Source organism: Streptosporangium sp. NPDC023615, from assembly GCF_040640155.1.
Lineage (GTDB): Bacteria > Actinomycetota > Actinomycetes > Streptosporangiales > Streptosporangiaceae > Streptosporangium.
This window is the reverse complement of the sequence record NZ_JBFABE010000013.1, coordinates 1-26,508: the sequence shown is the minus strand read 5'-3', so window position 1 is coordinate 26,508 and position 26,508 is coordinate 1. Positions and strand designations below refer to the sequence as shown.

21 protein-coding genes are annotated in these 26,508 nt (G+C 72.9%); 11 read left to right on the top strand and 10 right to left on the bottom strand.

Annotation, left to right across the window (positions count from 1 at the left end; genetic code table 11):
* Positions 1 to 2 precede the first annotated feature (2 nt).
* A complete protein-coding gene (locus AB0G16_RS12915; RefSeq protein ID WP_362803241.1) occupies positions 3 to 929 on the bottom strand; it encodes a cyclase family protein in 927 nt (308 codons plus the stop codon).
* 103 nt (positions 930 to 1,032) lie between these two features.
* Between AB0G16_RS12915 and AB0G16_RS12910 the strand changes: the two genes are divergently transcribed.
* Positions 1,033 to 1,974, top strand: a complete 942-nt coding sequence (locus tag AB0G16_RS12910; protein WP_362803238.1) for a LysR family transcriptional regulator — start codon at positions 1,033 to 1,035, stop codon at positions 1,972 to 1,974.
* 122 nt (positions 1,975 to 2,096) lie between these two features.
* On the opposite strand, the gene AB0G16_RS12905 is transcribed toward AB0G16_RS12910, so the two are convergent.
* Positions 2,097 to 2,675, bottom strand: a complete 579-nt coding sequence (locus tag AB0G16_RS12905; protein WP_362803235.1) for a hypothetical protein — start codon at positions 2,673 to 2,675, stop codon at positions 2,097 to 2,099.
* Positions 2,676 to 2,810: 135 nt separating this feature from the next.
* Between AB0G16_RS12905 and npdG the strand changes: the two genes are divergently transcribed.
* Positions 2,811 to 3,476, top strand: coding sequence for an NADPH-dependent F420 reductase (npdG, locus tag AB0G16_RS12900; protein ID WP_362803535.1), 666 nt, complete (start codon positions 2,811 to 2,813; stop codon positions 3,474 to 3,476).
* Positions 3,477 to 3,554: 78 nt separating this feature from the next.
* Here npdG and AB0G16_RS12895 read toward each other — a convergent pair whose 3' ends face one another.
* Positions 3,555 to 5,042: a PLP-dependent aminotransferase family protein gene (locus AB0G16_RS12895; RefSeq protein ID WP_362803232.1), complete on the bottom strand. Its 1,488-nt coding sequence runs from the start codon at positions 5,040 to 5,042 to the stop codon at positions 3,555 to 3,557.
* A gap of 62 nt (positions 5,043 to 5,104) precedes the next feature.
* On the opposite strand from AB0G16_RS12895, the gene AB0G16_RS12890 reads away from it, so the two are divergent.
* Entirely contained in the window at positions 5,105 to 6,277 is a 1,173-nt protein-coding gene (locus tag AB0G16_RS12890; protein ID WP_362803229.1) for an aminotransferase class I/II-fold pyridoxal phosphate-dependent enzyme, read from the top strand.
* A 127-nt stretch (positions 6,278 to 6,404) separates the two neighbouring features.
* Complete coding sequence (locus AB0G16_RS12885) at positions 6,405 to 7,316, top strand: threonine/serine dehydratase (RefSeq protein WP_362803226.1); 912 nt, start codon at positions 6,405 to 6,407, stop codon at positions 7,314 to 7,316.
* A 187-nt stretch (positions 7,317 to 7,503) separates the two neighbouring features.
* On the opposite strand, the gene panB is transcribed toward AB0G16_RS12885, so the two are convergent.
* Positions 7,504 to 8,349: a 3-methyl-2-oxobutanoate hydroxymethyltransferase gene (gene panB, locus AB0G16_RS12880; RefSeq protein WP_362803223.1), complete on the bottom strand. Its 846-nt coding sequence runs from the start codon at positions 8,347 to 8,349 to the stop codon at positions 7,504 to 7,506.
* Positions 8,350 to 8,688: 339 nt separating this feature from the next.
* Between panB and AB0G16_RS12875 the strand changes: the two genes are divergently transcribed.
* The 5 genes from AB0G16_RS12875 (at position 8,689) to AB0G16_RS12855 (ending at position 14,427) form a co-directional block, all read left to right on the top strand.
* Positions 8,689 to 10,017: an MFS transporter gene (locus AB0G16_RS12875; RefSeq protein ID WP_362803220.1), complete on the top strand. Its 1,329-nt coding sequence runs from the start codon at positions 8,689 to 8,691 to the stop codon at positions 10,015 to 10,017.
* Positions 10,018 to 10,227: 210 nt separating this feature from the next.
* On the top strand, positions 10,228 to 11,793 hold the full coding sequence (locus tag AB0G16_RS12870) for an MFS transporter (protein ID WP_362803217.1): 1,566 nt from the start codon (positions 10,228 to 10,230) through the stop codon (positions 11,791 to 11,793).
* Between the two features lie 8 nt (positions 11,794 to 11,801).
* Complete coding sequence (locus AB0G16_RS12865) at positions 11,802 to 12,419, top strand: TetR/AcrR family transcriptional regulator (RefSeq protein ID WP_362803214.1); 618 nt, start codon at positions 11,802 to 11,804, stop codon at positions 12,417 to 12,419.
* A gap of 662 nt (positions 12,420 to 13,081) precedes the next feature.
* Complete coding sequence (locus AB0G16_RS12860) at positions 13,082 to 13,972, top strand: hypothetical protein (protein WP_362803211.1); 891 nt, start codon at positions 13,082 to 13,084, stop codon at positions 13,970 to 13,972.
* A 101-nt stretch (positions 13,973 to 14,073) separates the two neighbouring features.
* Positions 14,074 to 14,427 (top strand): peptidase inhibitor family I36 protein, encoded by a 354-nt coding sequence (locus tag AB0G16_RS12855; protein ID WP_362803207.1) that lies wholly within the window; start codon positions 14,074 to 14,076, stop codon positions 14,425 to 14,427.
* 220 nt (positions 14,428 to 14,647) lie between these two features.
* Here the strand turns inward: AB0G16_RS12855 and AB0G16_RS12850 are convergent, their stop codons facing one another.
* The 6 genes from AB0G16_RS12850 to AB0G16_RS12825 form a co-directional block, all read right to left on the bottom strand.
* The gene (locus tag AB0G16_RS12850; protein WP_362803204.1) at positions 14,648 to 16,426 is read right to left on the bottom strand and encodes an NAD+ synthase; all 1,779 of its coding nucleotides are present in this window, start codon (positions 16,424 to 16,426) and stop codon (positions 14,648 to 14,650) included.
* Positions 16,427 to 16,501: 75 nt separating this feature from the next.
* Positions 16,502 to 18,625, bottom strand: a complete 2,124-nt coding sequence (locus AB0G16_RS12845) for a sensor histidine kinase (protein ID WP_362803201.1) — start codon at positions 18,623 to 18,625, stop codon at positions 16,502 to 16,504.
* Positions 18,626 to 18,633: 8 nt separating this feature from the next.
* Positions 18,634 to 20,079, bottom strand: coding sequence for a BTAD domain-containing putative transcriptional regulator (locus AB0G16_RS12840; protein WP_362803198.1), 1,446 nt, complete (start codon positions 20,077 to 20,079; stop codon positions 18,634 to 18,636).
* A gap of 707 nt (positions 20,080 to 20,786) precedes the next feature.
* On the bottom strand, positions 20,787 to 21,734 hold the full coding sequence (locus tag AB0G16_RS12835; protein WP_362803195.1) for a terpene synthase family protein: 948 nt from the start codon (positions 21,732 to 21,734) through the stop codon (positions 20,787 to 20,789).
* A gap of 161 nt (positions 21,735 to 21,895) precedes the next feature.
* The gene (locus AB0G16_RS12830) at positions 21,896 to 22,438 is read right to left on the bottom strand and encodes a hypothetical protein (RefSeq protein WP_362803192.1); all 543 of its coding nucleotides are present in this window, start codon (positions 22,436 to 22,438) and stop codon (positions 21,896 to 21,898) included.
* A gap of 35 nt (positions 22,439 to 22,473) precedes the next feature.
* Positions 22,474 to 23,379, bottom strand: coding sequence for a terpene synthase family protein (locus AB0G16_RS12825; RefSeq protein ID WP_362803189.1), 906 nt, complete (start codon positions 23,377 to 23,379; stop codon positions 22,474 to 22,476).
* A 191-nt stretch (positions 23,380 to 23,570) separates the two neighbouring features.
* Here AB0G16_RS12825 and AB0G16_RS12820 point away from each other — a divergent pair, with 191 nt between their 5' ends.
* Both AB0G16_RS12820 and AB0G16_RS12815 read left to right on the top strand, forming a co-directional pair.
* Complete coding sequence (locus AB0G16_RS12820; protein ID WP_362803187.1) at positions 23,571 to 24,932, top strand: glutamine synthetase family protein; 1,362 nt, start codon at positions 23,571 to 23,573, stop codon at positions 24,930 to 24,932.
* Between the two features lie 319 nt (positions 24,933 to 25,251).
* Positions 25,252 to 26,424, top strand: coding sequence for a cellulose-binding domain-containing protein (locus AB0G16_RS12815; RefSeq protein WP_362803184.1), 1,173 nt, complete (start codon positions 25,252 to 25,254; stop codon positions 26,422 to 26,424).
* The last annotated feature ends 84 nt before the right edge of the window (positions 26,425 to 26,508 follow it).

Genomic DNA, 26,508 nt, shown 5'->3' with positions numbered 1-26,508 from the left:
CGCTAGCCGTCCACGACGGCGTACGCGCGCACGGGGAAGGTCCCCATGCCGGCCAGCAGCGGTGGCGCGGCGTGGAGGCGGAACCCGCTGCCGGGCAGCGCGGCCAGCCCCGTCATGTGCTCCACGATCGGGATGCCCGCTCCGAGCAGCAGCGTGTGCGCGGGACGCTCACCGCGGGGCGGGGTGTCGTCGATGTTGAGGCTGTCGATGCCGACGAGCGCCGGCCCCCGCTCCGCGAGCCAGCGAGCCGCCTCCGGTTCGAGGTAGGGGTGACCGTGGAAGTAGGCCTCGGTGCCGAAGTGCCGGTCCCAGCCGGTGTGCAGCAGTACGGCCCTGCCGCGCACGTCCAGTTCCGCGAGCCGGTCGAGGCCCACCGAGGGTGCCCCCTCGGCCCGGACGACCAGGCCCGGCAGATCGGCGAGCGACTCCAGCGGCGTCTGTGACAGGTCGGGTCCCTGCGGGTAGCGGTGGTAGGGGGTGTCGAGGTAGGTGCCGGTGTTGGCGACCAGTTCGACGCTGCCGATGTGGAACTCGGTGCCCGGCGCGTAGACCTCCCGCGAGGCCTCCCGGCTCAGGTGCACGCCCAGACGCGGGCCGGGGACGCCGGGGTAGGTGACCATGCCCTCGGTGATGCGGTGGCTCAGCTCGACCAGCCGGCTCACGGGACGCTCACCCCCCCCGTGCCCCGCGCGGGCCCCGACCGTCCGGCCGATCGCGACGAGGCCGATCACGCCCCAGACGACGTTGAGGATCGCCGACGGCCAGGCCGCGTGCCAGGCCGAGTTGACCGTCAGGGCGACCGCCCCGGCGAGGTTGATCACCTGGTAGGGCCTGCCGTCGCCGGACGTCCTGGACGTCGAGACCATGGCGTACCCGTACAGCAGGGCGGCGGCGCCGGCCCAGCCGAGCAGGTCGACGAAGAGGGACACGAGATCACGCTCCCGATCGGAAGAAGTTCATGCCTCCATGCTCTCCGCAGCAGTCGCTGAAGGGCAAATAAAGTTCTCTTACCTTCCACGTAAGCTTGGCTACATGGACATCGATCCCCGGCGACTGCGGGTGCTCCACGAGGTCGCCCGTCGCGGCGGCGTCGTGCGCGCGGCCGAGGCGCTCCACCTGACGGCCTCGGCCGTCTCGCAGCAGCTCGCGCTCCTGGAACGGGAGGTCGGGCTCTCCCTCATCGACAGGTCGCAGCGCCGGGTCGCCCTCACCCCCGCGGGCAGGGTCCTCGCCGGGTACGCCGAGCGTGTCGAGGAGGAACTGGGCGAGGCCAGGCGGGAGCTGATCCGCTTCACCGAGCGGCTGGCCGGGCCGGTGGCGATCGCCGCGTTCCCCACCGTCATCCGGCACCTGCTGGTGCCCGCGCTCGGCATCCTGGCCGAGCGCCACCCCCGGATCACGCCGCGCATCCGGGAGCTGTACGGCCCGCCCGCGCTGCAGGAGCTCCGCCTCGGCGGGGTCGACCTCGCCATCACCGAGCAGGACGCGGACGAGACCGTCGTGGTACGGCAGGCCATCGCCTCCCACCCCCTGCACGTCGACGAGTACCGGATCGTGGCCCCGCCGGGGTGGGCGGAGGTCCCGGCGGAGGTGGCGGACCTGGCCGGGCTGCCCTGGATCGCCGGACCGCCCGGCCACGCCTGCGGCCAGGCCCTGGAGCGGCTCGCCACCCTGCACGGGTTCACCCCGAGCCGGGTGCACCTGATCCAGGAGTTCCCGCCCACGCTCGCCCTGGTCGCGGCGGGGCACGGGGTGGCGATCGTGCCGTCGCTGGCCCTGCTCGACCTCCCCGAGGGCGAGGTCGTCGTCACCGGCATCACCGGCGTGGGCGCCAGGAAGCTGGAGGCGGTCACCCGTGTCAGCCGTACCCGCTCGGGTGAGCCCGACCCGGTGCAGGCCGTGGTCATCGCGGCGCTCAGGGAGGCGGCCGAGGAGCTGGCCGGACGGCTCGGGGCGCGCTGGAAGGCCTCCTGACCGCACCGTCGGCGCCCGGCCGGTGAGGCCGGGGGCCGTAGCGGGGCCCCGGGGGTCCTCCGGACGGTCTCGAAGGCCCGGCCGGTGGAACCGGGCCGTACCGGGCCGTACGGGGCCGGGGGCTAGTCGGGGACCTGGGGGCCGCTGACCCGTTCCAGCAGCCTGGCCAGCCGGTCGCGCAGCCCGGGGCGGCGGCCGACCTCGCCCGCGGCCATGCTGACCAGGTGCTGGGCCCCGTCGAAGGAGAACGGCGCCCGCTCTGGGATCGTCAGCGCGTCGTGGGCCAGACCGGCCAGCTCGGCGTCGCCGCCGTCCAGGGCCAGGATCGTCGTGCCGGTCCTGCGGGCGTCGCTCACCCGCTCCAGCAGCGTCTCGGGGGCCGCCTCCTCGGCGACCACGAACAGGGTCTCACCCCGTCGCGCCCGCCCGATCCTCTCCAGCCCGACCCGCAGGTGCGCCGGCGCGTCCGGGGCGGGGGCCCAGCGGACCAGCGTGGGGGCGAGCTGCGGCAGCCCGGACAGCCTGGCCTCGTCGCTCAGGTGCGCGGTCAGGTGCCAGGGTTCCTCCTCGGGCGTGCCCACCACCATCAGCCCGCCGGGGGAGCGCGTCGCGCGCAGGGCGAGGCCCAGCTCGCGGGTCCGCTCCACCCAGCCGGTGGAGGCCAGCATCTCGCGCAGCAGTGTCACCGAACCGGCGTCCATACGGCCTATCGTGCCGCATGGACCCCGCGGCGATCCCGGGAACGCGACCCTGAGATGATCGGAACAGGCGATACGGTCGCCGGGGTCCGGCTCCGAGTGACCGGGGACGACGAGGAGCGGCGAGTGAGCACTGACATTCCGACCGATGTTCCGGACGTGAGCGGCATCTCGATCGGCATCCTGGGCGGCACCGGCGACCAGGGCAAGGGGCTGGCCCGGCGGTTCGCCCTCGCGGGACACACCGTGCTGATCGGCTCGCGGAGCGCCGAGCGCGCCCAGGAGGCGGCGGCGGCCCTCGGCGGGCCGGTACGCGGAGCGGACAACGCGTCCGTGGCGGCCGAGGCCGACGTGGTGATCGTGGCCATCCCCTGGGACGGGCACCGCTCCACGCTGGAGTCCCTCCGCGCCGAGCTCTCCGGCAAGATCGTCATCGACTGCGTCAACCCGCTCGGCTTCGACAAGCAGGGCGCCTACGCCCTCCCGGTCGAGGAGGGGAGCGCCGCCCAGCAGGCCGCCGCGGTCCTGCCCGACAGCCGGGTGGTCGCCGCCTTCCACCACGTCTCGGCCGTCCTGCTGCTGGACCCCGAGGTCGCCGAGATCGACCTGGACGTGCTCGTCCTGGGCGAGGACCGGGAGGCCACCGACATCGTCCGGGGGCTCGCGGGCCGCATCCCGGGCGTGCGCGGCGTGTACGGCGGCCGGCTGCGCAACGCCCACCAGGTCGAGGCGCTGACCGCCAACCTCATCTCGATCAACCGCCGCTACAAGGCCCACGCCGGGCTGCGCCTCACCGACATCTGACCGCCCCGCCCCGGAGGGGATGGGGCGCGGGGCGGGCGCGGCCCACGCGGCGCGGACGGCTCGGACGGCCGGCACGGCTCAGACGACGAGGGCCTGCAGGGTGCCGGGACGGCGGGTGCCGTCGTAGTCGCGCCAGGCCGCGGCCAGCGCCGAGACGGATTCGGTGAGCGTCTCCTCGCCGGACAGGAACGGCAGCCGCAGGTGGTCGCCGTGGCCGCCCGAGGGGTCGAAGGAACGCCCCTGCGGCACCGCCACCCCGTGCCTGAGCGCCACCTGGGCGAAGGCCCCGGCGTCGCCGCCGGGGAGACGCACCCAGATCGTCTGCCCGCCGAGCGCGGGCTCCGCGCGCCACGAGGGCAACCGCGCGGCGAGCTCGCCGAGGAGGTGGTCGTGGCGGCGCCTCAGGACGGCGATCCGGTCCCGGCGGAGCCGGTCCACCTGCGAGATCAGCCGCGTCGCCGCGAGCTGGCCGACGATCTCGCCGCCCAGGTCGTGGACGGCGCGCAGCCGTACCAGCCGGGAGATCACCGGTGCCGCCGCGCGGATCCAGCCGACCCGCAGCCCGCCCCAGACGAGCTTGCTGAGCGAGCCGACCGTGATGATCCGCCGGCCGTCCCCGTAGTGCGCCAGCGGGGGCGGGGTCTCGCCGGAGAAGCAGAGCTCGGCCGGGACCTCGTCCTCCACGAGCGGCACGTCGTGCTCGCCGGCCAGGGCGGCCAGGCGACGCCGTACCAGCGGAGGCATGATCGTGCCGGTCGGGTTGTGGCAGGTCGGGATGAGGTACCCCAGGGCGGGGCGGTCGGTCAGCGCGGCACCGAACTCCTCGGCGCCCGCGGCCGTGCGGAACAGGGCGGCGGCCTCCCGGAAGGACTCCAGCGCGCCTGGGTAGGTCGGGGCCTCGGTCAGCACGGTGTCGCCGGGGGACAGCAGCAGGTTCGCCAGCAGGGTCAGGGCCTGCTGGGCGCCGTTGGTGACCAGGATCTGCCCGGGGGAGGTGGGGACGCCGCGCGCCCGGTAGTAGGAGGCGATCTCCTCGCGCAGCTCGGGGTGTCCGGCCGGGTGGTAGCCGATGTCGTGCCGGATCCGGCCCAGCCGTGCCACCGCCTCCAGGTACGCCTCCGCCAGGATCGGCGGGGGCTCCTCCGGGGCGGCGCAGCTCAGCAGGATGACGCTCTCGGGCGGGTCCAGCAGGTGCAGCAGCAGCGGGTTGGCCGTCGTGCCGCCACCCGCGCCACCCGCGCCACCCGCACCGCCCGCGCCGCCCCCGTCGTTCGCGTCGGCGGTGCCCGGCGGCGGGTGCTGGGCGGCGCAGACCCGGGTGCCGCTGCCCTGGCGCCGCACGACCCGCCCCTCCTGCTGGAGCAGGTCGTAGGCGGCGACCACGGTGCCCCGCCCGACCGCCAGCGACCGCGCGAGCTCCCGGTCGGGCGGCAGCGGCGTGTCCGGTCGCAGCTCGCCGTCGTCGATGAGGGCGCGCAGCCGCGCCGCGAGCAGCACGTAGAGCGGGCCCCTGCCGGACGACCAGCGGCCGAGCCTGGCGATCAGTTCGTCGTTATTGGCTCCCATGATGGACCAATCTTGCCGGATTGGATCTGACAACGGACCTATTTTGCGTCCATCCTTGGTCCATGACTGATTTTCGTCCGGAGACCCGCACCGTCCATCTTCCCCAGCCGCCGCTGAACGGCAGCCGTCCCATCACGGTGCCGCTCTACCAGACCTCCGGCTTCGCCTTCGACGACCCGGCCGTCTTCGCCGACGGCATGGGACGCCCCGACGGGGCGTTCGTCTACGGGCGCATGTCGAACCCGACGGTGCGCTCCCTGGAGGAGGCCGTCGCCGGGCTGGAGGGCGGCGTCGGCGCCGTGGCCACCGGCTCCGGCATGGGAGCCATCAACGCCGTGCTGTTCGGGCTGCTGGCCCCCGGCGACCACCTGATCGCGCAGAAGCCGCTCTACGGCGGCACCGCAGCGATGATCAACGACATGGCGGGCCGGTTCGGGATCGCGGTCAGCTACGTCGCCGAGGACGACCCGGCGGAGCTGCGCGCGGCCGTCCGGCCCGAGACGAGGCTGGTCTACCTGGAGACCATCGCCAACCCGGTGACCCAGGTCGCCGACCTGCCCGGCATGTGCGCCGTGGCCCGCGAGGCCGGCCTGGTCTCCGTGGTCGACAACACCTTCGCCTCCCCGATCCTGTGCCGTCCGATCGAGCACGGCGCCGACATCGTGGTGCACTCCACCACCAAGTACCTCAGCGGCCACACCGACGTGCTCGGCGGGATCGCCGTGTTCGCCTCCGACGAGCTGTACCGCAAGGTGTGGTCCTTCGCGAGCAAGCTGGGCGCGACCCCGGACCCGTTCGCCGCCTGGCTCACGCTGCGCGGCATGCAGACGCTGTCGCTGCGGATGGAGCGCCACTGCTTCAACACCCGCGAGCTGGCCACCCGCCTGGACGCCCATCCCGCGGTCTCGACCGTGTACTGGCCGGGCCTGCCCTCGCACTCCTCGCATGAGCTGGCGGCCAAGCTCCTGCCCGACTTCGGCGGGGTCTTCTCCTTCGACCTGGTCGGCGGGCGGGAGGCGGGGGAGCGGTTCATGGGCGCGGTGCGCCTGGCCCTGCTGGCCCCGTCCCTCGGCGGCGTCGAGACGCTCGTCATGCACCCCGCGACCACCTCGCACCGCACGCTGACCGCCGAGGAGCTGGCCCGGCACGGGATCGGCGAGGGCACCGTACGGGTGGCCGTGGGCATCGAGCACATCGAGGACCTGTGGGCCGACATCGAGCAGGCGCTCGCCTGACGGGTCCGCCCGCCGCCCGTCCGGCGCGGCAGAGCCCGCGGGCGGCGTCCGGGCGTCTCCTAGACTGCGGCACGGAGGCCGCCGGAGCCCCGGCGCCTCGGAGTCGCCCGCCGGAGGGGGGACGCGCGTGAGCGTGTCGATCGAGGACGTGGAACAGGCGGCCGGACGCATCGCGGGGCACGTCCGGCGCACACCGGTGATCGAGGTGTCACCGGGGCTGTTCATGAAGCTGGAGTCGCTCCAGCACTCGGGGTCGTTCAAGGCCAGGGGAGGCTTCAACAGGGCGCTGTCGGCACCGGAGCTCCCGGAGGCGGGACTGATCGCGGCGAGCGGCGGCAACCACGGCCTGGCCGTGGCGCACGTGGCCCGCGACCTCGGCGTCCGGGCCGAGATCTTCGTCCCGACGGTGTCCAGCCCGGTGAAGGTGGCCGGGCTGCGCGCGCTGGGCGCCGAGGTGACGCAGACCGGCGCCTTCTACGCGGAGGCGTACGAGGCGTCGGTCAAGCGCGCGGCCGAGACCGGGGCGCTGGACGTGCACGCCTACGACCAGGCCGAGGTGATCGCCGGGCAGGGCACGACCGGCCTGGAGCTGATGGAGCAGACCGGGGGGGTCGACACGGTCCTGGTCGCGGTCGGCGGGGGCGGGCTCGTCGCCGGGATCACCGTCGCCCTCGCCGGCCGGGCCCGGGTGGTCGCCGTCGAGCCCGAGCTCATCCCCACCCTGAACCGGGCCCTGGAGGCCGGTGGCCCCGTTCCCGTCCAGGTCTCGGGGGTCGGTGCCGACGCGCTGGGCGCGAGCCGTGCCGGTGCGCTCGCCTACGAGATCACCGCGGCGGCCGGGGTGGAGAGCGTCCTCGTCCCGGACGAGGCCATCGTCGCGGCGCGGCGCCGGATGTGGCGCGATCTCCGGATCGCCGTCGAGCACGCCGGAGCCGCCGCCTACGCGGCCCTGTTGTCGGGCGCCTACCGCCCGGCTCCCGGGGAGCGGGTGGCCGTCGTGGTGTGCGGCGCCAACACCGATCCCGCCACCCTCGCCTGAGAGGGTGTGCGGATTCACCCCGGTGGCGCGGCCCACCTCACCCCGGTGGCGCGGCCCACCGCGCGTGACGGCGGCGAAGGCCACGCCTCCACCGCCGTCATCGGTCGCCGGGCCGCCTCCGCGCCGTCCCCCGGGCGCCGGTCGTCCCGCCCGAGGGGGCGTCCGGGGTGAGGGGCGGCGGGGTCTGTCAGCGGTAGCTGTGCTCGGGCGCGGGGAAGGCGCCGGTCGTCACCTCGTCGGCGAAGGCGCGCACCGCCCTGTCCATCTCCCCGGCCAGGTCGAAGTACTTCTTGACGAACTTCGCCGGGCTCGCGGTCAGGCCCATCAGGTCCTGCCAGACGAGCACCTGCGCGTCCGTGCCGGGGCCGGCGCCGATGCCGATCGTCGGGATCGACAGGGAGGCGGTGACCCGCTCGGCCAGGTCCACCGGAACGCACTCCAGCACGACCGAGAACGCCCCGGCGTACTCCAGGTCCTTGGCGTCGGCCATCAGCTCGTCCCCCGACTGGCCGCGGCCCTGCACCCGGTAGCCGCCCAGGGCGTTGACCGACTGGGGGGTCAGGCCCAGGTGGGCCATCACCGGGATTCCCGCCGAGACCAGGGCCTCGACCTGGGGGAGCACCCGCCGGCCGCCCTCCAGTTTGACCGCGTGCGCCCCGGCCTCCTTCATGAACCGGGCCGCCGTCTCCAGGGCCTGCTGGGGGGAGGCCTGGTAGGAGCCGAACGGCAGGTCCGCCACGACCATGGCGCGCGAGGAACCGCGCACCACGGCGGCCGTCAGCGGCATGAGATCGTCCACCGACACCGGGAGCGTCGAGTCGTACCCGTACACGACCATGGCGGCGGAGTCGCCGACGAGCAGCACGGGGATGCCGGCCTCGTCGAAGACCCTGGCGGTCATCGCGTCGTACGCGGTGACCATCGGCCACCGCTCGCCGCGCTCCTTGGCGGTGGCGATGTCACGTACGGTCACCCTGCGTCCAGCCTGGCCGCCGTAGAGAGAGGTCGGCCGGTTGGTGACGGAAGAGGACATGTGGGACCTCCAGTGAAGTCTCGAGGCGCCCCAGTGGCGTCCCCGGACGGTTCGATGATTGCACGCGCCCGGCAGGTTCAACAGACCCGATCCTCCAGGTAATCCGGACCCCGGCGCGGGGCCGTCCCCCGGTCGTCCGGCCGGTGGTCCGGCCCTCGGTCCGCTTCTCACAGGGGCCCGGCCCGCTCCTCGCGGAAGCTTTCGGCCCGCTCCCCGGGGGCCCGGCCCGTCCCTCGCACCCCTCCCGGCCAGGACCCCCCGGGGTGGGGCCACGCGGTAATCCGGTGGCGGGGACCCCCGGGACGTACGGCACAATGCCTGTGGAGGTAAGTAATCACCATGGCTGTCGAACCTTACCGCCGCCTGCTGGCACTCCCGGGCGTGCGGTCGTTGTTGCTGGTCGGGCTGCTCGCCCGGGTGCCCACGACCGCGGTCTCCATCACGCTGACCCTGCACGTCGTCGACCGGAGCGGGCTGAACCTGGACGACTTCGTCCTGGCCGGCCTGCTGGCCACGGCGAGCACGGTGGGGACGGCCATCGGCTCGCCCCTGGCCGGGAGGTTCGTCGACAGCCACGGCCTGCGCCCGGTGCTGGCGGTGACCACGCTCGCCCAGCTCGCCTTCTGGTCCACCGCCTGGATGATGCCGTTCCCGCTGCTGCTCGCCGCCGCGATCCCGGCGGGCCTGCTCAGCCTGCCCGTCTTCAGCGTGATCAGGCAGTGCCTGGCGGCGCTGGTCCCGGTGGAGCAGCAACGGGTGGGGTTCTCCCTCGACTCCATCCTCGTGGAGCTCTCCTACATGGTGGGCCCGGCCCTGGCCGTCGCGGGGGTAAGCCTTCTGGGCAGCGCCCCCACCATGGGCATCGTCGCCGCGGGCCTGGTCGCCTCGGGAACGACGCTGCTGGTGCTGAACCCGCCCGTCCGCTCGGCCGAGGAGCTCAAGGAGCCCGCCGGCCGCATCCCGCGGCGCCAGTGGCTCACCCCTCGCCTGCTCGGCCTGCTCGGCACGGTCATGGCGGCGACGTTCATCCTGTCCGCCACCGAGCTCTCGCTGGTGGCGACGATGAAGCAGGGGCACGCCAGCGAGTGGCTCGGGCTGGCGATCGCCCTGTGGTGCTTCTACTCGCTGGTGGGCGGCTTCGTGTACGGCATGATGCCCCGGGGGCTGTCGCCCCTGGTCCTGATCGGTGCCATGGGAGTGCTCACCATCCCGATCGGGCTGGTCGACGGGCACTGGCTCTGGCTGCTCCTGGCCATGCTGCCGGCCGGCGTGCTCTGCGCCCCCGCGCTGTCGTCCACGATCGAGACGATGACCCGCTGGGTCCCGGCCGGGGCCCGGGGCGAGGCGATGGGCCTGCACGGTACGGCCCTGCTCGTCGGGGTCGGCGTCGCGTCGCCCGTCGCGGGAGCGATCATCGACGGCCCCGGCCCCGACTGGGCCTTCGCCGCCGCCGGGCTGGTGAGCGTGGTGATGGTGCTCATCGCCCTGCCGTTCTGGCGGCGAGGCTCGGACTCCTCCGTCGTGGACCCGGTCTCCGAGCCCGGCTCCGACCGGGATCCGGACCCCGGCTCCGACCCGGTTTCCGACCCCGACCGGGTTTCCGACCCCGACCCGGCTTCGGGTTCCGACCCGGGCTCGGTGGAGCGGTCGGTGCCGGTCACGACCTGACCGGCCCGGTTCCCCCTGACCGGCCCGGTTCCACCTGGGCCGATGCGGCCCGCCGACACGTCGGTCCGCCGGTCCGCCCTCTCCGGCGCGCGCTCTCACGCCGCGCCGGCACGACGCCCCGGCACATTCGAAACGGTACAGTTGCGTATCGAAAAGGTGAGCGATACGGTGGTGTTTCGAAACTAAGGTGTATCGGAACACGGGGCAATCGTGGAACAACAACTCGGCCATCCCAGACGGTGGCAGATCCTGGGAGTGCTGGTATTCAGCCTCCTGGCGGTCGTGCTGGACAACACCATCCTCAACGTGGCGCTCAAGACGATCGCCTCTCCCTTCCCGGTGGGCCTGGGCGCCACCCAGAGTCAGCTCGAATGGGCGATCAACTCCTACACGCTCGTCTTCGCCGGCCTGCTGTTCACCTTCGGCGTGATCGGCGACCGGACCGGCCGCAAGCGCATGCTCCTGGTCGGGATGGTGCTCTTCGGCCTGGCCTCGCTGGCCAGCGCGTACGCCCAGGACCCGACGCAGCTGATCGTCGCCCGCGCGTTCATGGGCATCGGCGGCGCCGCCATCATGCCGGCCACGCTGGCCATCATCTCCAACGTCTTCCCCCCGCAGGAGCGCGGCAAGGCGATCGGTGTCTGGGCCGCCGGGGTGGGCCTGGCCGTGGCGATCGGGCCGATCACCGGCGGCCTGCTCATCGAGCACTTCTGGTGGGGCTCGGTCTTCCTGATCAACCTGCCGATCGTCGCGGTCAGCATGGTGCTCATCGGCCTGGTGGTGCCCGAGTCGCGTGACCCCAAGCCCTCCAGGCTCGACCCCGTCGGGGTGATCCTGTCGATCATCGGCCTGGTCGCCGTCACGTACGGCATCATCCGGGGCGGCGAGCTGGCCACGATCGCCAGCGCCGAGGTGCTGGTCCCTACCCTCCTGGGTGTCGCCGTGCTGGCCGCCTTCGTCTGGTACGAGCGCCGCATCGACCACCCGGCCTTCGACGTCCGCTACTTCCGCGACCCCCGCTTCGCCACCGCGATCGGCATGATCGGCATCGTGTTCTTCGCGATGATGGGCGCGATGTTCTTCCTGGTCTTCTACCTGCAGATCGTGCTGGGCTTCAGCGCGCTCCAGGCGGGTGCCCTGATGATCCCCTTCGCCGCGGCGCAGCTCATCTTCGCCCCGCTCAGCCAGCAGATCGCCAGGCGCTTCGGCGGCAAGCTGTCCGCCACCGTCAGCATGGTCATCGTGGCCTGCGCGCTGGCCTCCTACGCGCTGATGGACCAGAACACCCCGATTCTCGTGCTGGAGATCGTGTTCTTCGTCCAGGGCGCGGCGATGGCCAACATCATGCCCCCCGCGACCACCGCGATCATGGAGGCGCTTCCCCGGGAGAAGGCCGGTGTGGGCTCGGCGATGAGCAACACGGTCCGCCAGGTGGCCGGCGCCCTGGGCGTGGCGCTGCTCGGCTCGCTGCTCTCGGCCACCTACCGCGACCAGATCGCCCCGGCGCTGAGCGGGCTGTCCGAGCAGGCCAGGCACGTCGCGGGGGAGTCGCTGACCGGCACGCTCACCGTGGCCCAGCAACTCGGCGCCCGTGGCGCGGCGCTGATCGATCCGGCGAAGCTCGCCTTCGTCGAGGGGATGCACGTCACCGCCCTGGTATCCGCCGCGATCGCACTGGCCGGAGCGCTGGTAGTACTCAAGTGGCTGCCCGGTAAGTCTTCCCCCGCCCCCGCCCCGCAGACCATCGACCATGACAAGGAACCGGCAGTAGTGTAAGGATCGCGATGACGACCACCGGCGAGACCCAGACGACCGCCTCTCCCGCCGCCCGCCCCGCGGGTCGCCCTCGCAGCGCGAAGGCGGAGAAGGCCATCATCGACGCCACCCTCGACATGATCGGGGAGGGCATCGGTCTCTTCGAGTTGTCGATCGAGGCGATCGCGGCTCGGGCGGGGGTCGGCAAGACCACCATCTACCGGCGCTGGTCCAGCAAGGAGGACCTGTTCGTCGACGCGGTGGCCACCCTCAAGTCGCCGTTCCCCCCGCCCGGGGGCGGCTCGGTCCGCGACGATCTGATCGCCTGCATGCGGGTCTTCCAGCGCGACGCGAACGACGCGCGCAGCCGGTGTGTGATGAGCATCGCGATGAACGAGGCGGAGCGGCACCCGCGCCTGGTGGGGCGCATCCACCAGGAGGCCATCGAGCCGCGCAAGGCGGCCGTGGACGCCCTGCTGCGGCGCGGTATCGCCACCGGGGAGCTCCGGGCCGACCTCGACCTCGGGATCGCGATGGCGACCCTGGTGGGAACCGTCATGTGGTACATCCGCACCGAGGGCGACCACTCCCGCCCGGACCTGGCCGAACGGATCGTCGACCAGCTCCTGGCGGGCCTCGCCCCCTGACACGCCTTCCCGCGCGGCCGTGGGTCCTCGGGCCGCCGGGACGTCAGGCGCCGAGACGGCCGAACGCGCCCGGCTCCGCGTCCGCGACGAAGACGTCCCACTCGTCGCGGGCGCTCCCTAGGCGGGCGAAGAGGTCGGCCGGCCACCCGTGTCCTCCGCACGCCTTCCCGTCCGTTCTTGCCCCTGCGCGCCGTCTTTTCGGATTCTTCTCCCTTCGCGTGCCGGTCTTCCCGGCCACTTCTTGCCTTTGCGTGCCATTCCTGCGTCCCTTCTTGCCTTTGCGCGCCATTCCTCCACGGTTCCTTGCCTCTGTGCGCCATTCCTCCACGGTTCCTTGCCTCTGTGCGCCAATTTCTCGCTGACTCTTGTCTTTGCGTGCCACCTCCTTGCCTGTCCGCGCCATTTCCTCCGTCCTCTATCGCGGTTGACGGCTGTCCGAATCAATGCAGATAATCAATTGTTCCTGCTTTGGGGCATGAATGTTCCCCTGTGCCTGCCGTCGTGATTCCGCGACAGGAAATCAACGGGTCCCGGGAAATTCGTTCTCATGACGGCCTTCGCCCGCGTGTCTTGATCGGCGGGACGGCTGTCGCGGCAAGACGTCTCCGCCGTGCGGAGCTCGAGCAACAGAGGCTGAACCATGCTGTCGGGGGGTTTCGAGAATGAGGGTGATCCGTGGGCGCCTCATGTCGCAGGTGCCGCTCGTGGCGGCGGCGTGCCTGCTGTCCCTGACCGCGTGTGCGGCCGAGCAGGAGCCGCCCCTGGACACGAGCCTGCGTCTCGACCGGCGACCGCTGGTCCTGCCGGTCGACGCCTATCAGATCTCCCCGGAGGATCGGGGCGTCGTCGTACAGGCGCAGACCGAACTCTTCCGCGGCTGTATGGCGAGACTCGGTTTCACCGTTCCTCCGCGGAACCTCGAAAAGCGGGCCCCCGTGGTCGTCGACCATGAGCGCTACCTGCTCGAGGACGAACAAGCCGCCCGGACCCGTGGCTACCACCTGTCGGAGGCGCTGCGAGCCGGGACACGGCAGACCCCCGGCAAGCCGGAGGGTCCCCTCAACACGCGGTACCTCGCCGCGGCCAACGGCGCCGGGCGTACGGGCGGGGACGGGAACGTCCCCGCCCCGCCGGGAGGCTGCGAGAGGGAGGCCCACGACAAGCTGATCCCCGCGAGCGCCACCGACGCCATGCGGCGGGTCGACGACCTGCGGAGCCGGAGCTGGGAACGTTCGCTGCGCGACAGCCGGGTCACGGCCGTCTTCGCGGCATGGTCGTCCTGCATGGCCCGGCTCGGCCACGACTATCCCACCCCGAGGGCAGCGAACAACGACGCCGCGTTCAGGACCGACGAGCCGACCCCCCGGGAGATCGCGACCGCCGTCGCGGACGTCCGGTGCAAACGGCAGACGAAGGTCGTCCCCATCTGGGCTGCGGTCGAAGCGGCCTACCAGAAACAGGCGATAGCCGAGCGGCGCACGGAACTGCGGGAGGCGAGGAACACTCTCGCGGCTCTGGTGACCGCCGCCCGGACGATCGTGCGGGGGAGATGACCCGCCCCTCCCACATTGCTCCTGGACCGGGATTTCCCGGCTCAGTCCGACAAAGGAAAAGAAAGGCATCACGCCGAATGAATCGCGTCACACGTTCTCTCATGACCATGGTCCTGCTGGGCACGGCCGTCACGGTCACGACCGTCACACCGGCCTCGGCCGCCGCCTGCACCGACGCCGTCTGCGCGTACGAGGGCAAGGACGGGACCGGTGCGGTCGCCGGCTTCACCACCGCCGACAACAACTTCTCCAACAACAAGTTCACCAACGGCACCAACGTCAACGACCGCATCACCTCCGTCAGCGTGCACACCAGCCGCAACGCCGCGATGTTCTACACCGACTCCTACTGGCGCGGCAACGCGCACCGGTTCCAGCCCTTCGGGCACAACAGGCCCGAGAACGCAGGCTACGACAACGCGTTCAGCTCCTTCCGCTTCCTCGTCCTCGACTAGTGCTCCGGTGACGTTCCGGGACCTTCCGGCCGAGGACGCGTGAGGACGGCCACCGCGTGATCGTCCGGGGTCCGTGAGGACGACCGAGGATCACGCGGTGGCCGCGAGCCACGGCGTGGACCTCGACGCCCGGCCCGTCGCGTCCGAGGACGCGACGGGCCGGATCGCCGGCCGGTCCGGCCGGGTGGAGCCGCGTCGCACGGCCCGGCCCGCCTGATCCTCAGTCCCTCTCGCGCCAGCGGTTGGTGATGGGCAGGCGCCGGTCGCGGCCGAAGTTCTTGGGAGTGATCTTCGGGCCCGGGGGGTACTGGCGGCGCTTGTACTCGGCCAGGTCGACCAGTCGGATCACCCGGGTGACCAGCTCGGGGTCGTGCCCGGCCGCGATCAGCTCGGCGGAGCCCATGTCCTTCTCGACGTAGTCGCCGAGCAGCCGGTCCAGGACCGCGTAGTCGGGCAGCGAGTCGGTGTCGCGCTGGCCGGGCCGCAGCTCCGCGCTGGGCTCCTTCTCGATGGAGTTCTCCGGGATCGGCGGCACCGCGAACCCGTGCAGGAGCTCGTCCGAGCGGCCCGCCTGGGCGTTGCGCCAGCGCGACAGCTCCCACACCAGGGTCTTGAGCACGTCCTTGACGGGCGCGAAACCGCCCGCGGAGTCGCCGTAGAGGGTGGAGTACCCGGTGGCCAGCTCGCTCTTGTTGCCGGTGGTCAGCACGAGGTGGCCGTGCTCGTTGGACAGGCCCATCAGGATCATTCCGCGCACCCGCGCCTGGAGGTTCTCCGCGGCGATCCCGGTGAGCTCGACCTCTTTCTCGAAGCCGCTGACGATGTCGGCGATCGGCACCGTGCGGGCGTTGATCCCCTGCCGGTCGACCAGCTCCCGCGCGTCGCTCAGCGAGTGGTCGGAGGAGTAGCGGGAGGGCATCAGCACCGCGTGCACCCGGTCGGGCCCGAGGGCGTCGGAGGCGATCGTGGCGGTCAGCGCCGAGTCGATCCCGCCGGACAGGCCGAGGACGACCGAGCGGAAACCGTTCTTGGCGACGTAGTCGCGGACCGCCAGGACCAGCGCCGAGTAGACCTCGGCGGTGTCGTCGAGCTGCCCGGCGACCGAGGGCGGCTCCGGCTCGTAGGCGTCCAGGGCGCGCCCCGACAGCTCCAGCCGCTCCACCGTGATCTCCGTGCCGTCGGCGGCGTCCATCCGGAACGTGCCGGGCTCGCCGTCGCCCTCGGGCAGCTCCAGGTCCACCACCAGCAGCTCCTCCCGGAAGCGCGCCGCGCGCGCGATCGGCTCACCGGAGGCGGAGACGACCAGCGAGTCGCCGTCGAAGACCAGCTCGTCCTGGCCGCCGACCTGGTTGACGTAGGCGAGCGCGCAGCCCGCCTCGCGGGCGCGCCTGGCCACCAGGGCCAGCCGCACGTCGTCCTTCTCCTTCTCGTACGGCGAGGCGTTCGGCACCACCAGCAGCCCGGCCCCGGCCCCGGCCACCACCGCGACCGGGCCGCCCTCCTGCCAGAGGTCCTCGCAGACCGCGATCGCCACGTCCACGCCGTGCAGCCGGAAGATCGGCATCCGGTCGCCGCGGACGAAGTAGCGGTACTCGTCGAAGACGCCGTAGTTGGGCAGGTGGTGCTTGGCGGTCCTGGTCACCACCCGGCCCCGGTGCAGCAGCGCGGCGGCGTCCAAAGGGGCGCCCTTGGGCTGGCCGACCCGGGGGGCGAGCCGCGCGCGGTCGACGTATCCGGCGACCACGGGGATCTCGCCGAGCCCGGCCCCCTGGAGCCGCCGCGCGGCCTCCTCGACCGCGGCGACGGACGCCTCCACGAACGAGGTGCGCAGCACCAGGTCCTCGACGGGGTAGCCGGTCAGGAACATCTCGGGGAAGACCACCAGGTGCGCGCCACGGTCGGCGGCGCGCCGGGTCCACTCGACGAGCCGGTCCGTGTTGGCGGCGAGGTCACCGACGGCGGGATTGGTCTGGGCCAGGGCGATGCGGAGTTGAGCCACCCGGCCATCCTAGGTTTCGCCTGTGACCGTGAGGTTAACCGGTGGCCGGGGTGTCCCACCGCCGGTCGGGGCGCCTCAGCGCCGGCCGGTGACGGCCGGAACGGCGGGCAGCGGCAGGACGGCCTCCACGACCGTGCCGCCGCCGGGGGCCGCCTCGATCACACAGGTCCCGCCCAGCTCGGCGGCGCGCTCGCGCATGGACAGCATCCCGACCCCCGAGCGCGGCCCGGCGGGAAGTCCCGCCCCGTCGTCCTGGACGCGTACCGTCAGCGACTCCGCGCGCCGCAGGGAGACGACCGCGCGGGCGGCCCCGGCGTGCTTGCGGACGTTGGTGAGCGCCTCCTGCGCGATGCGGTAGGCGGCCACCTCGGCCGCGGCCGGCAGGTCCGACAGGTCGCCCTCGGTCTCCACGGTGATCCGCGGTGCCCCCTCCTGCGCCAGTGCCCGCACCGCCCCGGCCAGGCCCAGCTCGTCCAGCGTGGGCGGGCGCAGGCCGTACACCAGGTCCCTGATCTCCTGGCTGACGGCGTCCATGCCGCCGCGCAGCTCCATCAGGAGCCGGTCGGCCGAGGCGGGGGCGGACCGCAGGCTGATCCTGGCCATGTTGATCGACATCGCCATGTCGGTCAGCGCGTGGCCGAGCCCGTCGTGCAGGTCCCTGCGCAGCCGCCGGCGCTCCTCCTCGCGGGCGGTCAGGATGCGCTCCCGGGACCGCTGCAGGTCGGCGGTCATCCGGACGGCGTGCACCACGTCGGCGACGTACGGGGTCGCCGCCGCCACCAGGCGGTCGTTGTGCGCGGCCGCGAACCTGCGCTGGCCCGGCATCCCCAGCAGCAGCCGCCCCACCGGCTCGCCGTGCCAGACGAGCGGCACCCCGCGCGGCGCGGGTCCCAGCAGGCCGACCCGCACCTGCCGGGCGCCGGGATCGTGGACCTCGACGGCGACGCCGGTGACGCTCAGCCCGTCCTTGATCACCGCGGCGACGGCGGCGAGGGCGTTGCCGGGCTCGCTGTCGCGGACCTCACCGGCCAGCCGGGCGGCGAGAGCCTCGGGGTCGCCGTGCGTGCCGTACATGAGCCGGTCGATCAGGCGCCGCAGCCGGTGCCGGATCGGATGGAAGACCACCCCGGCCAGCAGGGCGGCGATCAGGCCGCCGACGCGGTCGTAGCCCGACAGCGCCAGCCCGACGACCGTGCCGCCCGCGTAGAGGACGCTGATCACGGCGATCAGCCCGGCGGCCACGAAGGCGCGGCTGACCACCGTGTCGATCCCGTACAGCCGGTACCTCAGCACGGAGAAGGCGATGGCGACCGGGATCAGGCCGGCCCAGAGCGTGGTGACCGGCCACCAGTCCCACTCGGCGCGCAGGGTCCCGAGGAACAGGAGGAGCACGTAGACGGCGAACGCGAACAGCGGCCAGGCGATCTGGCGGCGCGCCGCCGGATCCGCCCGCCGGAAACGCAGCAGCAGGGAGACCATCGCCAGGGCCACGAAACCGATGATCGTGACGCCGGTCACCTGGCGTATCGCCATGTCGTAGGGGGCCAGCGCCTCCACGGCGAGCACGTTCGGCACGACCCTCGGCCAGGGGTAGTACGCCGGGTCCGGCGCCGGGCGGATCGTGCTGACCACGATGTCCACCGCCCCCACCACCGTGACGGCCACCACCACCGGCCGCCAGCGCCGGGAGGGCAGCCGGCCGTCGGGGGAGTACAGCGGGAGCATGACGCCGAGCAGGATGCCGCCGATCACCTTTCCCGGGCTCGTGAGCCAGCGCAGGTAGCCGGCGGTGTCCATGTCGCCCGAGGCGGCGAACGCGAACACCGCCACCTCCGAGAACACCATGACCGAGCACATCAGCCCGCCGACGCACATCAGCCACGCCGTGATCTGGCGCGCGCGGTGCGCCAGCAGGAAGGCGCCCACCAGCGGGAACATCAGCCCCGCCGACAGGTTCGGCGAGGCGGGCCGGCCGGGCCGCCACTCCGGCGGCGCGGCCAGGTACAGCACCACCGAGGTCACCGCGAGCACCGCCGACAGCGCGGCCGTCGAGAACGCCGCGACCCGCCACCACGAGCCGAGCGGCCCGCGCGCGAGCGGGGCGGCCTCGGCGGAGCGGGACCCGGCCGTGACGACGCCGTCGACGGCCCGCCTGGACACGTCGCCGACGCCGGGCAGGGTCCGGCCGTGGCCGCGCACCCGCGGGCTCATCGCCGTCCGACCACGTCGCCCGGGTTGACCAGTCCGGACTCGTAGGCGGCGACGACGAGCTGCGCCCGGTCGAACAGGCCCAGGTGGTCCAGGAGCTTGACCACCGACTCCGAGATCGCCCGTTCGGGCACCGCCAGGGTCACCGCGATCTGCCGGTTGGTCAGCCCGCGGGCGACCAGCTTCAGCAGGTCGAGCTCGGTGTCGCCGAGACCGGCCAGGCCGGGCGGGGCGGCCGGGTCGGTACGCCCGGCGAAGGCCGCGATCAGGCGGGTCGTCACGGCGGGGTCGATCAGCGCGTCACCGGCCTGCGCGGCCCGCATCGCGGTGATGAGCTGCTCGGGCGCCGAGGTCTTGAGCACGAAACCGCTCACCCCCGCGCGCAGCGCCGCGTAGAGGTTGTCGTCCGTGCCGAACGTGGTCATCATGACGACCTTCGGCGGCGCCTCGTCGGCCAGGATCCGCCGCGCGGCGGTCAGCCCGTCCAGCCTGGGCATCTGGATGTCCATCAGCACCACGTCGGGGCGGGTCCCGCGGACGACCGCGATCGCCTGCTCACCGTTCTCGGCCTCCCCGACGATCCGGAAACCCGGCTCGCTGTCCAGCACCACGCGCAGCCCGGTGCGGACCAGTGCCTGGTCGTCGGCGACCACGACCCGCAGCTCCGGCGGGGATCCCGCGGCCGGCCTCGCCGGAGGATCGAGGTGAACGGCCTGCGTCAGCATGTCCGACTCCAGGCGCTGCAGGGTGGCGCCCAGGTCGAGGCCGAGCTCGTCGCGGAGCAGCATCCTGGCCCGCCGGAGGGCGCCCAGCGCGTCCCCCTGCCTGCCGTTGCGGTACAGGGCCAGCGCGAGCAGCCGCCAGGCCTCCTCGCGCAGCGGATGGGCCGAGGCGTGCGCCTCCAGGTCGGGGACCAGCGCGCCGGAGTGCCCCAGCAGGAGCCCGGCGTCGGCGCGGCGCTCGACCGCGATCAACCGCAGCTCCTCCAGCCGTCCCGCCTCGGCCACCGCCCACGACAGGTCGGAGAACTCGGCCAGGGCGGGGCCGCGCCACAGGGCGAGCGCGGCGTCCAGCCGTTCCCAGACCACGTCCGGCTCGCCGCCGGTCTTGACCGCCCTCTCGAACCGCCAGGTGTCCACCTGCTCCGAGGAGGCGCGCAGCGCGTACCCGGGCGGGGCGGAGACCAGGACCTCCGCCTCCTCCCGTGGCGCGCGGCCCGGTTCCAGGGCGCGCCGCAGCCGCGACACGTACCCCTGGATGGTCGACAGGGCCTGGGCGGGCGGCTCGCCGGGCCAGAGCTCGTCGATCAGCACGGTCACCGGCACGGCGCGGCCGCCCGCCACGAGGAGACGGGCCAGCACCGCCATCTGGCGCTGGCCGCCGAGGTCGAGCACGGTGTCGCCGTGACAGGCCTGGAACGGTCCGAGGGCACGAAAGGTCAGCATCGCAGGCGCAAGGGTAGGAGTACCTGGGCCAATGTCATAGGGCAACACTCACCATCGTTCGAGGCCGTAAGTGAATCATCGGTGGTCAGATCTCCACATTCACGTTCACCGGGAGTCCCGACAGCTCGCCCCTGGTCTCCAGGACGGCGCCGGGGCCGGCCGTCTCCGCCACCGCCCCGGCCGGGCTCGTCCAGCGCGGGGAACGCGGGGAACGCGGGGAACGCGGGGCCGGTCACGTCCTCCGGCGAGAACGGCAGCGGCGTGCGGGGGGGCTGCGGGAGCCGCGCGGTCACCCGGGTGCCGACACACTCCATCGTCACGGACGCCGCGGTGACCAGCACCGCCGTGATCCGCGCCCGCACGGGCGTCACCCAGGGCGACACCCGGTTCAGCCCGCGCATGGTCCCGGCCCTTCATCGTGTACCTGGAGGGACCTTAACCGGCTTAAGCCGCAATCCAATCAATAAGCGTTTAAAGATCGATGGATCTCCGTGTATGCCCTGGAACTGCCCGGATCTCCGGTCAGACCGGGGACGGGCGGGGGCCCGCGGTCCGGTGGTTTCGGTCCGCCCGCCACGGACCGCCGTGATCCGCCGTCGAACGGCCCGGTGAGTGCGGGCCCGGCCCGGCCGGGGACATGACGTCGTCCCCTGGGGGAACCGCTCGCGGGTGGACGCGAGCGGTTCCCCGGCATGCGGGACGGCAGGTCAGGGCACGTCGTACCGGCTGGACTCCAGCAGCCACTCGAGCTGGGCGCGGGGGGCCGACAGGAAGGCGCACGCGACCTTGCTGACGTCCCTGGCCTGTGAGGTGGAGAGACCGAAGCGGTCGAACAGCGCCGGCAGGCGGCGCGCCGAGGTGCGCAGGTCCTCGGCACGGGCCGCGATCCGGTCGTTGACCCAGCCGACCGCGGCGCCGTCGGGCAGCCCGAACGCGTCGGCGGCGACCGTCACGTAGTTGTGCACGTCGCCGTTGGCCCGTTCCTTGTGGTGCGAGGCGATGTCGTTGCACCACGCGGTGACGTCGTTGCAGGCGTCCACGAGCGTCCGCCAGGTCACGCTCTCGCGCAGCCCCGCCGGCACCTCCACCCCCAGGCAGGGCTCCACCAGGTCGAACAGGTACGGGCCCGCGGTGCCGCGCCGCAGCCGCGGGTACTCCGCGGGGGAGGGCACCCGGCCGGCGCACCGGTTCTCCGCCTCGGTGCGGCAGGCCACGCCCTGCGCGGCCAGTCCGGCCAGGAACCGGTGCCGCCACCGGGTGCTCATCGGCCCGCAGGTGGTCTCCCACAGGTCGGCGAAGGCCACCTCGACGGGCGAGCGCGCGTGGGCGCGGGCCCGCGCGAGGCGGTCGAGCCTGCCGAAGGCGGTCTCCATGATCTCGGCGGCCCGTCCGGCGGGTTTCTCGTCCCACTCGTCGTCGAAGTGGAACAGCCAGGTCAGCCACTTGGCGAAGAGCAGCGCCGCCCGGGTGTCGAAGGCGGCGAACGCCCGCCCCGCCATCCGCTCGAAACCGGCGCCCGGGGGTGTCTCCAGCCCCGTGTCGCGGGCCCAGGCGGCCAGCTCGGCTCCGACGCGATCCACCGAGGGGTGCATCCGGCAGGGCGCCGACATCGCGGGCACCAGCTCCACCAGGGGGAGCAGCGCGTCCGCAGCCACCCCGCGGGAGGGGCGCGGGAGTGCCCCGGCGGGGTCGGCGGGGTCGGCGGGGTCGGCGGGGGCCGGCGGCGCGGGGTGGGGGGAGGCAGGGAGACGGGGCGGGGGCGTGGGAAGGGGCCGGGGACAGGGCGGGGACTGGCCGAAGGCCGGGGTGCGGGCCACTACAGCGGACCGAACAGCCAGTTGCCCGCCGCGTCCGGATCGGCGCTCGTGTAGAACTGCCGGGTGGCCTCCACGAGCTCCCGTACGGACAGGGCGCCGTCGCCGTCGCCGTCGAGGCGGGTGAAGGCGGCCGTCGCGTCCTCGCGCGGGGTGCCGAACGCGTCCATCATCACCCAGAACCCGTCCGGCCCCACGGCGCCGTCGCCGTCGGTGTCGCAGAGCCGGGCGAGCGCCGCCGCGGCGGGCTCGAAGACCTCGTCGAACCGGTCGCCCTCGACGAACGCGGAGGTCATGCCGGCCCGGAACTCCTCGGGAGAGATCGAGTCACCGCGGGTGCCGATCTCCGCGGCCAGCGTCCGCCAGATCTCCTCGATGCCTCCGGCGAGCCTGCTGCCCGCCGGAGAGGTCGGCGACTCGCCGAAACCGACGAGGATCCGGGCACCCAGGCCCAGGAGGTCGTCGCGCCCGATCGATCCGCTGCCGTCCGCGTCCACGTGCGCGAAGGCACGGTCCAGCTTGCGGTTGAGGAGCGTGGTGCTCACCGTTTACTCCAATGTCACTCGTAGGACTCGTTCCGCTACCCGCAGTGACGATAGCGGGGTTTTTGCATCAGCCACTCCAGGTAAGCCCTGGGAACGGTCAAGAAAGCGCATGCCACCCCGGTCACCTCGCGGGAGACGCCGAAGCCCAGGCCGTACCGTTCGGTGAGGGCCGGCACGGCCCGGGCGGCGGCCCACAGCTCCTCCATCCGGACGGCCAGGCGGTCGATCACCCATTCCTCGGCCGCCTCCCCGTCGATCGTGGAACGTTCCACGAGGGCCTCGGCGACGCTCACGTACCCGCGTCCGGAGGCCACGTCCAGGCACCAGGCGGCCACGTCGGCGCCCGCCTCGGCCAGGGCCCGCCACTGCCGGCTCAGCGCCACCGCCTCCGGCACCTCCGTCTCGCGGCACGGCTCCACCAGGTCGAACAGGTAGCGGCCGAAGGCGTCCCTGCCCGTGGAGGGGTAGTCCTCGGCCGTGGGCGCCCCGGTCGCGAGCAGCGCCTCGCGCTGGGCGGCGAGGGCGCCGGTGAACCGCTCGCGCCACGCCTCGCTCATCCCCGGCGCGCACGACCGCCACAGGCCCGTGAACGCACGTTCCGGCGGCGCCGGACCGGGCTCGGCGCCGCCGGCCACGGCGAGCGCCCCGCCGATCGCCCCGGGGTCCTCGCGCAGCCGCGCGGCCAGGGTCAGCCAGCGGGCGAAGAGCGTGACCGCGCGCGTCTCGCAACGGGCGAACGCCCGCGCGGCCAGCCAGGGGGCGGCGGGGTCGGGCTCCAGGCCCACGGCGCGCGCCCACTCGGTGGTGGCCGCCTCCACCAGGTGTGACGACGGGTGTACGGGGCATGGCATCGTCAGTGCCGCGAGCCGTTCGGTCAGCCTGGCCGACGCCCCTCCCCGGCCGGTCGTACGCGGTGATCTGTGGATCTCGGTGCTCGTCATCGTTCCCCCGGATCGAGTTCCCAGCGGTTCCGGTCGCACACTGTAGGAGGAGACGGGGCCCACCGGGCGGAGGCGCGACGGGCCCGATGCCATATCTCACCGTTCTTCCTCGTAACGTGTGCGAAACACTGAGAGGGCAGACTGAGAGACCATCAGGCGTGTCGTGGCACGTCGGCAATGAAGGAGAAGCCTTGGACCGCCAGCAGGAGTTCGTTCTCCGCACCCTCGAGGAGCGCGACATCCGGTTCATCCGGCTGTGGTTCACCGACGTGCTCGGGTTCCTGAAGTCGGTGGCCATCGCCCCGGCCGAGCTGGAGGGGGCCTTCGCCGAGGGCATCGGCTTCGACGGCTCGGCGATCGAGGGCTTCGCCCGCGTCTACGAGTCCGACATGCTCGCCAAGCCGGACCCGTCGACCTTCCAGATCCTTCCCTGGCGCAGCGAGACGCCCGGGGCGGCCCGGATGTTCTGCGACATCCTCATGCCCGACGGCTCGCCCTCGCACGCCGACCCGCGCTGGGTGCTCAAGCGGACCCTGGCCAAGGCCTCCGAGATGGGCTTCAGCTTCTACACCCACCCCGAGATCGAGTTCTTCCTGCTGAAGAACCGGCCCGAGGGGACCGGCCGGCCCGAGCCGATCGACGGCGGCGGCTACTTCGACCACACCCCGCACAGCTCCGGCCACGACTTCCGGCGTAACGCGATCATGATGCTGGAGTCCATGGGCATCTCCGTCGAGTTCAGCCACCACGAGGGCGGCCCGGGCCAGCAGGAGATCGACCTGCGCTACGCCGACGCGCTCACCACCGCCGACAACATCATGACCTTCCGCCTGGTCATGAAGGAGGTCGCGCTGGAGCAGGGCATCTGGGCGAGCTTCATGCCCAAGCCCTTCACCGAGCACCCCGGCTCGGGCATGCACACCCACATGTCGCTGTTCGAGGGCGACCGCAACGCCTTCTACGAGCCCGGCGCCGACTACCAGCTCTCGAAGATCGGCCGCTCCTTCATCGGGGGCCTGCTCACGCACGCCGCCGAGATCACCGCGGTCTGCAACCAGTGGGTCAACTCCTACAAGCGGCTCTGGGGCGGCGCCGAGGCGATCGCCGGGGCCGGGGGCGAGGCCCCGAGCTACATCTCCTGGGGGCACAACAACCGCTCGGCCCTGGTCCGGGTGCCGATGTACAAGCCGCACAAGAGCGGCTCGACCCGCATCGAGTTCCGCTCGCTCGACTCGGCCTGCAACCCCTACCTGGCCTTCGCCGTGATCCTCGCGGCCGGGCTGAAGGGCATCGAGGAGGGGTACGAGATGCCCCCCGGCGCCGAGGACGACGTCTGGGCGCTGACCTCGGCCGAGCGCAGGGCGCTGGGCATCCAGCCGCTGCCCCAGTCGCTGGACGAGGCCATCGGGGTCATGGAGCGCAGCGAGCTCGTCGCCGAGACCCTCGGCGAGCACGTCTTCGACTACTTCCTGCGCAACAAGCGCGCCGAGTGGAACGACTACCGCCGCCAGGTCACCGAATTCGAGCTGGGCCGCTACCTGCCGGTCCTGTAGTCCCGGCCGGGGCCGTTTCCCGCGGCGCGGAGGTGACGGGCCGGATTCTCGCGACGTGAAGGGCACGGGCCGGACGACGACGGGTCGTCCGGCCCTTCTTCTCGTGAGCCCGGGGCCCCTTCTCCGGGTCCGGCCCCGGGGTCTTCTTCGATTCCGCGAATTCCGGAAACGCGGGAAATCCCCGGGGAGGCGGCCGGCCGGTGCCGGGCGGTGCGGGTTTTGGCCTTCTCGCCCCGTGGAATGCCGCTTTACGGAATGTCGGGAATGATTCACACTCACTGCGGGGGGTCATAGGTGAACGTGATTCGATAGGGGAAACATGCGATTCGGCAGGCAGGCCGTGGGAACGGCCCTCCTCACCCTCGGGCTCTTCGTTCTGGCGTTACTCGTCGCCGTGCCGGTGTTCGGCCCGGCGGCGGGGGAGGCCCTGGCCGCCGTCCCGGTGAAGGACGCCGCGCACGTGGCCGTTCCGGCGGGGGCGCGGGCGGGGGCGGACACCACGCCACCGACGCGTCCGGAGGGGACGCGGCCCTGCCCGGTGCCGATGGCCCCCGGCAACCCCACCGGCTACGCCTCCATCTGCTGGAACGCCTCGACGGACGAGAACGGGGTCGTCGGCTACGACCTGTACCGCCTGGACGTCGGCGGCTTCGTCCTGGCCGCCACCACGACCGGCACGATCGGGGGCTTCTCGGGTGAGCTGAACCGCTCGTACACGATGTACGTCGTGGCCAGGGACCTGTCCGGGAACGTCAGCCGGCCCTCGGCCCTGATCACGGTGTCCGCGACGGTCGGGATGACCCCCACCGCCTCGCCGACCCCGCTGCCGGGGGACCGCGTGCCCCCCTCCAAGCCGGCCGGGCTGCGGGACGCCTGCCTGCAGGACTACCCGGGCGCCACGTTCTGCTGGCAGCCGTCCACCGACAACGTGGCGGTGACGGCGTACGACGTCTACCGCGAGGGTCTGTCGGGCTACGTCAAGGTCGGCACGATCACCCCGCCCCAGTTCCTGAACTTCGCCGAGTCCGGCCTGGTCACCGGGCAGCGCTACACCTACGTCGTGGTCGCCAGGGACGCGGCCGGAAACCTCAGCGCGCCCTCCGACCCGCTGTCGGCCCTGGCCAGGGAGGGGCTCCCCTCCCCGAGCCCGACGCCGACGCCGACGCCCGGCCCGTCGTGCGCCGTGTCGTACGACGTGACGTCCTGGGGGTCGGGGCTGCACGCGCAGATCACCGTGCGCAACACCGGTACGACCGCGATCGACGGCTGGACGCTGACGATGGACTACCCGACATCGGCCGTACGCCTCACCTCGGGCTGGTCGGCGGACTGGAGCCAGGACGGCTCGCGGCTCACCGCCGCGAACAGGTCGTGGAACAGGGTCATCCCGGCGGGCTCGTCGACGCAGATCGGGTTCGTCGCCTCCTACAGCGGCTCCCTGGCCGCCCCGGTGGGCTTCGGCCTCGACGGAACGGCCTGCGCCACCGGCTGACCGTCCCGGCGTCGCGTCCGGGCGCGGGAGGGCAACCTCACCGACCAGGTCCGCAGCATCGCGCAGGTCACCACGGCCGTCGCC